Consider the following 12,725-nt stretch of genomic DNA (forward strand, 5'->3'; position numbering starts at 1 on the left):
CCCCCCCCCCCCCCCCCCCCCCCCCCCCCCCCCCCCCCCCCCCCCCCCCCCCCCGACTCTGTGCGGTGACCGCACCGGCTAGGTCGGGACGGTGGTCTCGATGGCGGTGCAGCGCCAGCGGCCACGGTGGTGCTCCAGGCGCAGGGCCAGGGCGTGCACGCGTCCACGCAGGACGACGACGGCGCCGGTCTCCATCACCCCTGGTACGGGCGCTTGCACCCACGTTCGCAGGACACGGGGTGGCGCGATGAAGGCCTTGCCGCCCGGGACCGGAACGCGGTGGACGGCCAAGCCCTGCCAGACCTCCGGGTCCGCCGTACCTGAGAGATGCCGTGGCGGACGCGTCCCGGCCAGGATCTCGATGACGATCCGTACGGTGGCCTCAGCGTGCCCTCGCGGCGGCGTACCGACCAGCGACAGATGCGATTTTCGCCTGGCCGCAGGGAGCGGGACGTCCCGTTGGAGGGCCAGCGAACCGTTCGTCTTGCAGCCGGCGGTGTTCGGGACGATGCGTACGAGCGTGTGCCCGTGGGACATGGCGGCCTCCTGGCGGATCGGCGACGTACACCAGAGGCACCAGAAGGCCGGTTGATACAGGCCCGCCGAAGAAAGCTCACCGGAAAAGCCGAACGGCGGCGCACGTCGCATTCGACGCGCGCCGCCGTCCGGGCGAGTCCTCCGGGAGGAGGGAGGAGGGGAGGACTCTCAGGGGTGGCTTACCTGTTCCCAGGTCAGGCGGTGTCCTCCGGCTTCGCCGCCTTCTCCTTGTCCGCGCCGGCCTTCTTCTCGGACGCTCCCGCGTCGGCCGCGGCCAGCTCAGGGGACACGGCAGGGTCGGCGGCCACCGACTCCTCGCCCTCCGGTTCCCGTCCGGGCGTCGCGAAGTTGAACTTCTCGATCAGGAACTTGAAGATCACGTAGTAGAGGAAGAAGTAGAGCACTCCCATCCCCAGGATCAACCCCAGTCCCTTGGTGTTGTCCTTGGTCATGTTGAGCAGGAAGTCGATCCCGCCCGCGGAGAAGCCGAACCCGAGCTGGGCCCCGGCGGCCTCCAGTACCGCCATCGAGATGCCGGTGAGCACCACATGCACCGCGTACAGCACCGGTGCGACGAACATGAACGCGAACTCGATCGGCTCGGTGACGCCGGTGACGAACGCGGTCAGCGCGGCGGAGATCATGATGCCGCCGACGGCCTTGCGGCGGTGCGGCGGCGCCGCGCGCCAGATCGCCATCGCCGCGCCGGGCAGGCCGAACATCAGCACCGGGAAGAATCCGGCCAGGTAGCCACCCGCGTTGGGGTCGCCGGCCAGGTAGCGGTTGATCTCGCCGTGCACCACGCCGCCCTCGGCCTGGAAGTCGCCGAACACGAACCAGATGAGCGAGTTCGGGATGTGGTGCAGGCCGAACGGCAGCAGCAGCCGGTTGACGACGCCGTACACGCCGGCTCCCAGCGCCCCCGCACCGGTCACCCAGTCGCCGAAGCTGTCCAGCAGGCCGCCGAGGACCGGCCACAGGAGGCCGATGAGCACGCCGAGCGCGAGCGCGGCGACCGCGGTGATGATCGGCACGAACCGGCGGCCACCGAAGAAGGCCAGCCAGGTCGGCAGCTTGATCCGGTAGTACCGCTGGTAGAGCAGGGCGGCGATCACACCGATGAGGATGCCGCCGAGCACGTCGGTGGGGTTCTTGGCACCCCAGTCGATGACCTGCGCCGGGGCCCCGTCGACCACCTTGGTGATCATGACGCGGTCCTTCAGCTCATCGCTGTAGGAGAACATCACCTTGGACACCCGGTCGTAGACCAGGTAGCCGACCACGGCGGCCAGCGCGGTGGAGCCGTCGGCCTTGCGGGCGAAGCCGATCGCCACACCGACGGCGAACAGCAGCGGCAGCGCGGCGAACAGCGCGTCGCCGGCGTTGCCGACGACGTTGGCGACCTCGATCCAGCCCAGGCCGTCCTTGCCCAGCATGTCGGCCTGGCCCAGCCGCAGCAGCAGTGCCGCGGCCGGCAGGACGGCGATCGGCAGCATCAGGCTGCGGCCGATCCGCTGGAGCACGGCGAGGGTCTTCGACCCTCGGCGCGGTGCAGTGGTCCCGCCCACTGCGGTTGTCGAACTCATCAGGGGGTTCCTCCTCGAAACGGAAGGGGTTCTACGCGGGGGATGGGGGGTTCCCGAGGGCTGTGTGAACCTGGTAGCGATCGGCCCGGTAGGTCGAAACGCCCAGCTCCGCGCAGACTCCTCCGGAGTAGGAGCGGCGTTGCAGGAGCAGCACGGCGCTGCCCCGGGATATCTGCAGGTGCCTGGCCTCCGTGGAGTCGGCCAGCCCGGCGTCGATGGTCTGGTCACCGGCGTCGAAGACCAGTCCGTAGACCGCCTCCAGCACGCCGTACAGCGAACGGTCCGCCAGCCGGCGGTCGAGCAGGTCGGGGGCCAGCGAGGCCAGGATGTGCGAACGTTCCAGCGCCATCGGCTCGCCGTCGGCGGTCCGCAGCCGCTCGATCACGTGCACTCCGGTGCCGGGCGGTACCTCGAAGATCCGGGCCAGCCTGGTGTCGGCGGGCATGGTCCGGCGGTCCAGATCGACCGAGCCCGGCCGCATCCCGCGCGCCAGCATGTCCTCGGTGAACGAGACCAGCCGGAGCGGCATCTCGATCTTGGGCCGGGCCACGAACGTGCCCTTGCCCGGGACGCGGTACAGCCGTCCCTCCGACACCAGCTGGTCGACGCCCTGCCGGACCGTCATCCGGGACACCCCGTACGTACCGCACAGCTCGCGCTCCGAGGGGATCGGAGCATCGACGGGCAGCTCCGAGCCCTCGATCAGGTCGAGCAGGATGGCCCGGAGCTGGAAGTACTTGGGCACCGGGCTGTGCGGGTCGATCGTCGTCACGGGCGTCCTCGGGGGCCGGGTCCAGGTCCGCGGCAAACCGGCCGATTTGCCACAGTTCCTAACTGGTCTAGGCCGGACTAGACCACAGCATTGGAACCACTGTCAATGCACGAACGGATAACGACCGGATCACGCCAAGGCCGCCCAAGATCGAATGAACTCCCAGGTCAGAACGCTGCGCGAGGAGCGTGCCCTGGTCAAAGGGAGCTCCGTAGGGCCGCGGCGGCGCCTGGACTGACGAACGCAGGGAGCGAGGAACGAGCGACCGGAGTGAGGAGGGAAGGCGGCGCCTTAAGGCGGCCCGGAGGGGCGACCGGAAGGCTCTGTTTCCGGGGGCGCATCTTCTTCCGGCTCTCGGCCTGGGGTGGGGAGGTTGAAGCGCCTGATCACGAAGGTGAAGATCAGGTAGTAGAGGACGAAGTAGATGACGCCCAGGCCGATGATCAGGAACAGGTGCCGGGTGTTGCTCTTGGTGGCGTTCAGCAGCATGTCGATCAGGCCGGCCGAGAAGCTGAAGCCGAGCTGGGCGTCGATCGCGGCCAGCAGGTACATCGACACCCCGGTCAGCAGGACGTGGATGCCGTACAGCACCGGGGCCACGAACATGAACGAGAACTCGATCGGCTCGGTGACGCCGGTGACGAACGCGGTGAGCGCGGCGGAGATCATGATGCCGCCGACGGCCTTGCGGCGGTGCGGTGGCGCGGCGCGCCAGATCGCCAGCGCGGCGCCGGGCAGGCCGAACATCAGCACCGGGAAGAACCCGGCGAGGAACGTCCCGGCGTGCGGGTCGCCGGCCAGGTAGCGGTTGATCTCGCCGTGCGTCACCCCGTCCGGGCCCTCGTAGCTGCCGAACACGAACCAGATCAGCGAGTTGAGGATGTGGTGCAGGCCGAACGGCAGCAGCAGCCGGTTGGCGATGCCGTACACGCCGGCGCCGATCGCGCCCAGCCCGGTGATCCATTCGCCGAACGAGTCGATCCAGCCGCCCAGCGCGGGCCAGATCAACCCGAACAGCACGCCCAGCAGCAGCGCCGCCGCCGAGCTGACGATCGGGACGAACCTGCGGCCGCCGAAGAAGGCCAGCCAGGCGGGCAGCTTGATCCGGTAGAAGCGCTGGTAGAGCAGCGCCACCATGAGGCCGACCATGATGCCGCCGAGCACCTGGGTGGGGTTCTTGACGCCGAAGTCGATCACCTCCTTGACCGTCCCGTCCTCCTGCTGGACGTTGGCCACCACGCCGCCCTTGAGCTGCTCGGAGTCGGCGAACATCACCTTGGTGACGCGGTCGAAGACCAGGTAGGCGGCCACGGCGGCGAGCGCGGTGGAGCCGTCGGAGCGGCGGGCGAAGCCGATCGCCACGCCGACCGCGAACAGGATCGCCAGGTTGTCCAGCAGCGCGCCGCCGGCGGCGGCGAAGATCTCGGCGACCCGGTTCCAGCCGAGCCCGTCGGCGCCGAGCAGGTCGTCCTGGCCGAGCCGGAGCAGGATGCCGGCGGCGGGCAGCACGGCGATCGGCAGCATCAGGCTGCGGCCGATCCGCTGCAGGACGGCGAACATGGCCGGCCAGAGGCCGCCCGAGCCGTCGCCGGCGTTCCCGCCGGACGTGGCGGTCAACGAACTCATGAGCGGTCGCCTCCCCCGAGACCCGGCGTCTGTCGCTTTGACTGATTGGTGGGATATGGTGCCTACTGGTCTAGGCCGGACTAGACCAGTTGACCCGGTCGGCATCGCCCCGTGATGGTGGCGTCACAGAGAGTGCGCACCGATGGCATCACTTCTGATCACCGCCAGCAGCATGATCGCTTCCCCTGAGGGGGCCTCTACCCGCGTCCTGACCCCGGGATACGTCCGGGTCGAGGACGGAGTGATCACCGAGGTCGGCGAGGGCCGGCCGGCGGGCGCGCCCGGGGTCGATCTGGACGGCGGGATCCTCGCTCCCGGGCTGGTGGACCTGCAGGTCAACGGGTTCTTCGGGTACGACATGGCGGACGTCGACGAGACCGGCTGGCACACCGTGACCAGACGCCTGCCCGAGACCGGCGTGACCGCGTTCCTGCCCACGTTCATCACCGCTCCCGTACGGGAGCACGCCGAGGCGCTGCGCCGGACCCGCGACCTGCTGCCGGGGCTCCCGGACGGCGGCAGCCGCGTGCTCGGCGTACATCTGGAGGGGCCGTTCCTCTCCGAGAAGCGCAAGGGCGCCCACAACGCCGTGCACCTGACCGACCCGACGCCCGAGGCGATCGCCACGCTGCTGGAGACCGGCCTGGTCACGCTGGTCACGCTGGCCCCCGAACGGGACGGCGCCCTGGACGCGATCCGTACCCTCACCGAGAACGGCGTGCTGGTCAGCGTCGGCCACAGTGACGCGACCGCCGACCAGGTCTCGGCCGCCGCCGACGCGGGGGCCCGCAAGGTCACCCACATCTTCAACGCCCAGTCCGGTGTCCATCACCGCACTCCGGGCGTCGCCACCCAGGCGCTGACCGACCCCCGGCTGAGCCCCGGCCTGATCCTCGACCTGCACCACGTGACGGCGCCGGCCGCCCGGCTGGTCTTCATGTCCGCGCCCGGACGGGTCGTGCTGGTCACCGACGCCGCCTCGTCCGCCGGGATGCCGCCCGGGACGTACGACCTGGGCGGCGAGCCGATCGAGATGCCGGCCGAAGGGCCGCCGCTGCGCGCCGACGGCACCATCGCCGGATCCGGCCTGCGGCTGGACGAGGCCATCGCCAACGCGATCGCGATCGGGATCGACCCGGTGACCGCGATCGACGCCGCCACCCGCGTTCCGGCCGGCCTCATCGGCCGTACCGACCTGGGCCGCATCGCCCCCGGCGCCAAGGCCGACCTGGTCTGGCTCGGCCCCGACCACCGGGCGCATGCGACGTGGATCGCCGGGGAGAACGTCTTCGGAGGGGATCATGACTAGCACCAGCCGGATGCGCGCGGAGATCGGCGAACAGCCCGACGCGCTGCGCCGTACGATCGACGCCCTGCTGCCGAGGATGGCCGAAGTGGGGCTGCTGGCGCGGGAGACCCGCCAGGTCCTGTTCATCGCGCGCGGGTCGTCCGACAACGCCGCGATGTACGGGCGCTACCTGGTGGAGTCGCACGCCGGGAGGCTCGCCACCATGGCGGCGCCGTCCATCGCCACCACCTACCGCAGCAGGCTGGACCTGTCCGGGGTGCTGGCCGTGGCGATCAGCCAGTCGGGCAAGACCGAGGAGATCGTGGAGACCCTGGACTGGGCGGCCGCCTGCGGCGCCCGGACCGTGGCGGTCACCAACGGCGCGGGCTCGCCGCTGGCCGAGGCCGCCGAGGTCGCGCTGATCACCGAGGCGGGCGACGAGATCGCCGTACCGGCGACCAAGACCTACACCACCCAGCTGGCCGCGCTGTCGGTGCTGGGCCTCGGCCTCGGCGCCGACGTCGAGCCCGGCGACCTGCGCCGGGTCCCGGACGAGGTGGCGCGGATGGTCGAGCTGACCGAGGCGTCCGCGGAGCTGCCCGCGATCGTCGAGGAGCTGGCCGCGGTGCCCGGCGCGGTGGTGTCGGGACGCGGGATCGCGTTCGGCACGGCGCTGGAGCTCGCGCTCAAGATCAAGGAGGCGTGCTACCTGCACGCCATGGGCCTGTCGTACGCCGACCTGCTGCACGGGCCGATCGCGGTGGTCGACGACCAGACCCCGGCCATCCTGGTGGCGGCCGACTCCGGCCCCACCCTGCCCGGGACGATCGCGCTCGCCGAGCGGGTCCGCGGAGCGGGTGCCCGCGCGTACGGTATCGGTGGCGGTACCGGACTGGAACGCGCGTGCTCGCGGGCGCTGCCCGGCCCGGCGCTGCCCGAGTGGGTCGCCCCCCTGGGGCTCATCGTGGCGGGCCAGCTCCTCGTCGAGGCACTGGCCCGCAGGCTCGGCGTGGACCCCGACGTCCCGCGCGGGCTCAACAAGGTCACCCAGACCGGCTGACGGCCGGAACGGGACGAAAAACAGGAGTGCACATGGACAAGGCCGAAGCCATCGTGGCGGCGCTGGGCGGCGCCGGGAACATCATCGAGATCGAGCCCTGCGCCACCCGGCTGCGGACCGAGGTCTCCGATGCGGGCAAGGTCGACGAGGCGGCGCTCAAGAAGGCCGGCGCGTTCGGCGTCATGCGCAGCGGCACCGTCGTCCAGGTGGTCGTGGGCCCCGAGGCCGACACCATCGCCAGCGACATCGAGGACATCCTCGAGTAGGAACCCCTGGAAGGCGGACCCCTGGAAGGCAAGGCAATGACGCGAGTACTGGCACCGGTGGACGGCCGCGTGGTCGGGCTCGCCGGGGTACCCGATCCGGTGTTCGCCCAGGCCATGGTCGGGCCGGGCACCGCGATCGACCCCGAGCGGGCGCCCGGCCGGGCACTGTCCCCGGTGGACGGCAAGATCGTCAAACTGCATCCGCACGCGTTCGTGGTCGTCGACGCCGAGGGCCACGGCGTGCTCGTCCACCTGGGCGTGGACACCGTCCAGCTCAAGGGCGCGGGCTTCGAGCTGCTGGCCGCCGAGGGCGACCAGGTGACCGCGGGGCAGCCGCTGGTCGGCTGGAACCCGGCCGACATCGAGGCGGGCGGCCGTTCCCCGGTCACCGCCGTGGTGGCACTGGACGCCGGCGCCGACGCGCTGACGGGCGTGCGGGAGACCGGCGAGATCGAGAGGGGGGCCGAGCTTTTCACGTGGACCTGAGTGCCGCGGTCTTCGACCTGGACGGCACGCTGATCGACACCGAGCCGCGCAACCGGGTGATGTGGTCCCGGCTGTTCGAGGCGCACGGGGCCGCGTACGACCACGACCTGATCTCTTCGTTCGTCGGGCGGCGCGGCCGCGAGGTCCTCGCCGAGCTCATGCACCTGTTCCCCGGCCGTACGGTCGAGGAGCTGTTCGAGCAGGCCATCGCCTACGAGCACGGTCCCGACGCGCCCCCCATCGGCGTGGTCCCCGGCGCGGTCGAGCTGATCAGGGCGCTGCACGAGGCGGGCGTCCCGCTGGGCGTGGCGACCTCCGGGCAGCGCTCGTACGCCGAGGGCCTGCTGGAAGAGCTGGGCGTGCGGGAGTGCTTCGGCGCCGTGGTGACCGCCGACGACGTCAGGACGGGCAAGCCGCACCCGGAGGGTTTCCTCGCCGCGTGCGCAGGGCTCGGCGTCGCGCCGCAGCGGTCGGTGGGCTTCGAGGACGCCCCGGCCGGGGTGGCCGCGGTGAAGGCCGCGGGTATGACCTGCATCGGGGTGACCACCACGCTGCCGGCCGCCGCCCTGATCGAAGCCGATCATGTGGTGGCGAACCTGAAGGAACTGGACGTCCTGCCGGGGCCCGCGCTGCGGGTCCTCGGCGGCTGAGAGAGACGACCCCCCGCCGGGACCGGCCTGCAGGGGCGACATACGAGGAGTTGCTGTGACCGAGCGTAACGTCAAGATCGAGTCCAAGGTGGGGCTGCACGCCCGGCCGGCCGCGCTGTTCGTGCAGACCGCCGCCAAGGCTCCGATGGACGTCACCGTGGCCAAGCGCGGGGGCGCTCCCGTGAACGCCAAGAGCATCCTGGCCGTTCTCGGCCTGGACGCCCGCCACGGCGAGGACGTCGTCATCGCCGCCGACGGCGACGGCGCCGACGAGCTGCTGGACGATCTGGAGGCCCTGCTCGCAAAGCCGGAGCCCGAGGGTGCCTGAGCGGCTGCAGGGCGCGGGCGTCAGCCCCGGAATCGGAGCGGGCCCCGTCCGTACCGTGGCGGGGGCCGTGCCGGAGCCGGACGCCGGCGCCCGGCACGGTGGTGACGCCGCGGCCGAGAAGGCGTCCGCGCTGGCCGCGCTCGAAGCGGTGGCCGCCGACCTGGAGGCCCGCGGCGCTCAAGCGGGCGAGCTCGGCAACACCAGCGGTATGGAGGTGCTCGGCGCGCAGGCGATGATGGCCCGCGACCCGGGCCTCGCCGACGGCGTGTCCGCCAAGGTCGACGAAGGCGTCGCCGCTGCCCGGGCCGTGTACGAGGCGTTCGGTGTCTACCGCGAGATGCTCGCCAGTGCGGGGGAGTACCTCGCCGCCCGGGTGAGCGACCTCGACGACATCCGCGACCGGGCCGTCGCCCGGCTGCTGGGCCTGCCGATGCCCGGGATCCCCGAATCGGACGAGCCGTTCGTGCTGGTCGCGCGGGATCTCGCGCCCGCCGACACGGCGCTGCTCGATCCCGCCAAGGTGGTCGCGTTCGTGACCGAGCAGGGCGGGCCGACCAGCCACACCGCGATCCTGGCCCGGACGATGGGTGTCCCCGCCGTGGTGGCGCTGCCCGGCGCGACCGCGCTGGCCGACGGCACCCGGGTCCTGGTGGACGGCGGTGCGGGCACCGTCCAGGTCGACCCGGACGAGGCGGAGGTCGCGGCGGCGCGCGGCGCGGCGACGGCCCGCGCCTCGCTGCTGACCGAGGCCGCCGGCCCCGGCGCCACCAAGGACGGGCACCAGGTCCCGCTGCTGGCCAACATCGGCGGGCCGCGCGACATCGAAGGGGCGCTCGCCAACGGCGCCGAGGGCGTCGGGCTCTACCGCACCGAGTTCCTGTTCCTCGACCGTTCCGAGCCGCCGACCGACGCCGAGCAGGAAGCGGCGTACCGGACCGTTCTCGAAGCCTTCCCCGAGGGCCGCGTCGTCGTCCGGACCCTGGACGCCGGCGCGGACAAGCCGCTGGCGTTCCTGCCGCCGCCCGGAGACGAGCCCAACCCGGCGCTCGGCGAGCGCGGCCTGCGGATGGCGCGTTCCTACCCGGACGTCCTGCGCGCCCAGCTCGCGGCGCTGGCCCGTGCCGCCGCCGGAACGACGGCGAAGCTCGAGGTCATGGCGCCGATGGTGACCGACGCCGACGAGGCCGCCTCGTTCGCCGCCGAGTGCCGTACGGCCGGGATCGAGCATCCCGGCGTCATGATCGAGGTGCCGGCCGCCGCGCTGCGCGCCGCCGATCTGGCGGCCGAGGTGGAGTTCTTCAGCATCGGCACCAACGACCTGACCCAGTACGCGTGCGCCGCCGACCGGCAGATCGGCGGGCTGGCCGCGTTCCAGGACCCGTGGCGCCCCGCGGTCCTGGACCTGGTCGCGATGACCGCCGGTCCCGCCGCCGAGGCCGGCAAGAGCTGCGGTGTCTGCGGCGAGGCGGCCGGTGACGCGGTCCTGGCCTGCGTGCTGGTCGGACTCGGCGTGACCTCGCTGTCGATGAGCGCGCCGTCGCTGCCGCTCGTACGGGCCGCGCTGGCCCGGCACACCCTGGCCGAATGCCGCCAGGCGGCCGCCGCCGCGCGCGCCGCCCGTACGGCCAAGGACGCAAAGGAATTCGCCCGAGTCCTCCTGCCGTACCTGAGCGACCTAGGCCTCTGACAGCCGACCTAGACCACCGCGCGAGTGCGTTTTCTGCCCGGTGAGGCGACGCCGAAGGCGAGCCTCACCGGGCAGATCGCGAAGCGATGCCGCGCTCGCACAAGGCACGGTCACGGTGCGAGCCGCCAGGCGAGCACCGTGGGCCGGGACTTTGAAACACAGCGCTCAGCCGGTGATGAGCCAGCGGCCGCCGGTTTGGCGGAGGGTGTAGCGCGCCGCGAGGATCCCGCCGGGACGGGCCGGTTCGCCCTTCCACTTGAGATCCTCGAACCCGACCGTGATGTCCCCGTTCTCGGGCCCGGCCTCGGCCGTGGGCACGGTCACGCCGCGCAGGGCGGTGACGTCCTGGGGCCGCAGCTTGCCCTTGGCCTCGTCAAGTCCCTTGCGGCAGTCGCCGGCCGCACCGAACGTGGCGCTCTCGTACCCGGGCGTGAGGTGGGAGCACACCTTGGCGTCACCCGCCGCGATCCCGCGCAGGTACTGGTAGAGCACCTTCCTGGCCGCGAGGCTCTGCGCGGCGGGGACGGCGGTCTGCGTGCTGGGCCGCTGGTCGCCCGGCTCGGGCGTGAGCGGCGGCATCGTCGCCTCACCCTCGCCGCACGCGCTGAGCGCCATGGCGAGGATCGGTACGGCCAGAAGCGGAACGAGTGCCGTACGGGCCCTACGGGACCAGGGCATGGACGCGGGGTGCACGGAACCTCCTGGGGGCTGGCTCGCGCGATCTTCCCAGGCTGCGGCCCGCCCGTCCATACGCGCGGGTCTACCCGTACGACAGTCCGTGACCGGGGGGCTGCCCGCCCGCCTTCACCGGGAGCCTGCCGATCGGATCGACCGAGCCCGCCAGGACCCTGGCCAGCGCCGCGATCGAGACGGCGCCGCCGGAGTAGGTGGCCAGGGCGGCCTTGGCCCGTCCCGACTTGTCCAGGTCGTACGGGCGGCCCAGCGCGGCGACCACGACCGGCTTGCCCCCGAGGGCGCGGATCCGGGCGGCGGTCGCGGACGCGCCGGCGTTCTCCGTGGTCAGGACCGTGACGTCGGCCGAGGCGGGCGAGCCCGCGATGGGGATCCCGGCGCGGCGCAGCGCCTTCGCCAGGCTTTCGCTGCGGGGGCCGGTGACGTGGACGGTCTTGTCCTTGCCGAGAGGCAGGACCCGGTCGTCATTGCGGACGAGCGTGACGGCGTGCTCGGCGACCCGTGAAGCGGTGGACTTGTGGGATTCCGCCCCGACCACCGCGTCCGCGCGTGCGGGGTCGGCCATGGTGCCGGCGAACAGGCCGCGCAGCTCCTTGAGCCGCAGGATCCGGCCGACCGACTCGTCCAGGCGCTTGGGCGGGATCTTCCCGTCGCGTACGGCGCGTACGACCGCCTTGTGGGCCGTCGGCAGGCTCGGCGGCATGAGCAGCTGGTCGGCCCCGGCGTTGATCGCCCGGACCGGGGTGGCCGCGTCGCCGTACTTCTCGCGCGCCCCGGCCATCTGCAGCGAGTCGGTGACGATGACGCCCTGGTAGCCGAGATGCTGCCGCAGCAGGCCGGTCAGCACGGTCTTGGACAGCGTGGACGGGTCGCCCGACTTGTCGAGCCCCGGGACGACGATGTGCGCCGACATGATCGCGTCCACCCCGGCGGTGATCGCGGCCTTGAACGGGGGCGCGTCCAGCCGTTCCCACTGGGCCCGGGTGTGCTTGATCACCGGCAGCCCGGTGTGGCTGTCGGTGTCGGTGTCGCCATGGCCGGGGAAGTGCTTGGCGGTGGCCGCGACGCCGGCCGCCTGGTAGCCGCCGATGGCCGCGCCGAGCAGCTGCGACACCAGCGCGGGATCGGAGCCGAACGACCGCAGCCCGATCACCGGATTGGCCGGGTTGATGTTGACGTCGGCGACCGGCGCGTAGTTCTGGTTGATCCCGACGGCGCGCAGCTCGGTGCCGGTGACCTGGGCGGCGGCGCGCGCGTCGTCGGTCCGGCGGGTCGCGCCGAGCGCCATGTTGCCGGGGAACTTGGTGAGGAACGGGGTACGCGTGACCAGCCCCTGCTCCTCGTCCACGGCCAGCAGCAGCGGCAGCTTGGCGGCCTTCTGCAGGGAGTTGGACAGCCGTGCGGTGCCCTCGGGCCCGCCGGCCATGTTGCCGGGGAAGTAGATCAGGCCGCCCACGTGGTAGCGCTTGATCATCGACCTGGCGTCGGCGGCGCTGGAGAAGGTCGGCACGAACAGCTGCCCGACCTTCTCTTCCAGGGTCATGTCCGCCACGTACCCGGGGATCCATTTGCCGTCCGGTGTGGGCGAGGCGCTCGGCGAGGACGTGGCCGCGCCGGTACGTGACGCGGGGTCGCCGGTACGGGGGCCGCCGTCAGGCGCGGAGCCGCCGCCGCAACCGGCGAGCGGTACCGCGACCGCGGCCACCGCGGCCAGCGCGATCATAGGTGAGGCACGCACGGGAGAAG

General features: G+C 72.2%; 13 protein-coding genes. 7 read left to right on the forward strand and 6 right to left on the reverse strand.

The annotated features are described in order from the left end of the window. Positions 1-78 precede the first annotated feature (78 nt). The 4 genes from ACH34Q_RS25385 to ACH34Q_RS25400 form a co-directional block, all read right to left on the reverse strand. Positions 79-537 (reverse strand): Rv3235 family protein, encoded by a 459-nt coding sequence (locus ACH34Q_RS25385; RefSeq protein ID WP_395985553.1) that lies wholly within the window; start codon positions 535-537, stop codon positions 79-81. Between the two features lie 194 nt (positions 538-731). Further along, positions 732-2,123, reverse strand: a complete 1,392-nt coding sequence (locus tag ACH34Q_RS25390; RefSeq protein ID WP_395985554.1) for a PTS transporter subunit EIIC — start codon at positions 2,121-2,123, stop codon at positions 732-734. Between the two features lie 31 nt (positions 2,124-2,154). Next, a complete protein-coding gene (locus ACH34Q_RS25395) occupies positions 2,155-2,895 on the reverse strand; it encodes a GntR family transcriptional regulator (protein ID WP_395985555.1) in 741 nt (246 codons plus the stop codon). Positions 2,896-3,186: 291 nt separating this feature from the next. Further along, positions 3,187-4,521, reverse strand: coding sequence for a PTS transporter subunit EIIC (locus ACH34Q_RS25400; protein WP_395985556.1), 1,335 nt, complete (start codon positions 4,519-4,521; stop codon positions 3,187-3,189). Positions 4,522-4,663: 142 nt separating this feature from the next. Here ACH34Q_RS25400 and nagA point away from each other — a divergent pair, with 142 nt between their 5' ends. Genes nagA through ptsP form a run of 7 tightly spaced genes read left to right on the forward strand, consistent with a single transcriptional unit; the run spans position 4,664 to position 10,286 of the window. Then, on the forward strand, positions 4,664-5,830 hold the full coding sequence (gene nagA, locus ACH34Q_RS25405) for an N-acetylglucosamine-6-phosphate deacetylase (protein WP_395985557.1): 1,167 nt from the start codon (positions 4,664-4,666) through the stop codon (positions 5,828-5,830). Then, on the forward strand, positions 5,823-6,869 hold the full coding sequence (locus ACH34Q_RS25410) for an SIS domain-containing protein (protein WP_395985558.1): 1,047 nt from the start codon (positions 5,823-5,825) through the stop codon (positions 6,867-6,869). Before nagA ends, ACH34Q_RS25410 begins: the two co-directional genes overlap by 8 nt. Before the next feature lie 32 nt (positions 6,870-6,901). Then, positions 6,902-7,135 (forward strand): glucose PTS transporter subunit EIIB, encoded by a 234-nt coding sequence (locus tag ACH34Q_RS25415; protein ID WP_395985559.1) that lies wholly within the window; start codon positions 6,902-6,904, stop codon positions 7,133-7,135. Between the two features lie 36 nt (positions 7,136-7,171). Continuing rightward, positions 7,172-7,621, forward strand: a complete 450-nt coding sequence (locus ACH34Q_RS25420; protein WP_395985560.1) for a PTS glucose transporter subunit IIA — start codon at positions 7,172-7,174, stop codon at positions 7,619-7,621. After that, on the forward strand, positions 7,612-8,271 hold the full coding sequence (locus ACH34Q_RS25425; RefSeq protein ID WP_395985561.1) for an HAD family hydrolase: 660 nt from the start codon (positions 7,612-7,614) through the stop codon (positions 8,269-8,271). Before ACH34Q_RS25420 ends, ACH34Q_RS25425 begins: the two co-directional genes overlap by 10 nt. A gap of 55 nt (positions 8,272-8,326) precedes the next feature. Continuing rightward, positions 8,327-8,599: an HPr family phosphocarrier protein gene (locus ACH34Q_RS25430; protein WP_395985562.1), complete on the forward strand. Its 273-nt coding sequence runs from the start codon at positions 8,327-8,329 to the stop codon at positions 8,597-8,599. Then, positions 8,592-10,286 (forward strand): phosphoenolpyruvate--protein phosphotransferase, encoded by a 1,695-nt coding sequence (gene ptsP / locus ACH34Q_RS25435; RefSeq protein ID WP_395985563.1) that lies wholly within the window; start codon positions 8,592-8,594, stop codon positions 10,284-10,286. Before ACH34Q_RS25430 ends, ptsP begins: the two co-directional genes overlap by 8 nt. A gap of 165 nt (positions 10,287-10,451) precedes the next feature. Here ptsP and ACH34Q_RS25440 read toward each other — a convergent pair whose 3' ends face one another. Continuing rightward, positions 10,452-10,979, reverse strand: coding sequence for a hypothetical protein (locus ACH34Q_RS25440; RefSeq protein ID WP_395985564.1), 528 nt, complete (start codon positions 10,977-10,979; stop codon positions 10,452-10,454). A 67-nt stretch (positions 10,980-11,046) separates the two neighbouring features. Continuing rightward, the gene (locus ACH34Q_RS25445; RefSeq protein WP_395985565.1) at positions 11,047-12,717 is read right to left on the reverse strand and encodes a glycoside hydrolase family 3 protein; all 1,671 of its coding nucleotides are present in this window, start codon (positions 12,715-12,717) and stop codon (positions 11,047-11,049) included. Positions 12,718-12,725 lie beyond the last annotated feature (8 nt).

Origin of the sequence: Actinomadura sp. 9N407, from assembly GCF_044326315.1 — a bacterium.
Lineage (GTDB): Bacteria > Actinomycetota > Actinomycetes > Streptosporangiales > Streptosporangiaceae > Spirillospora.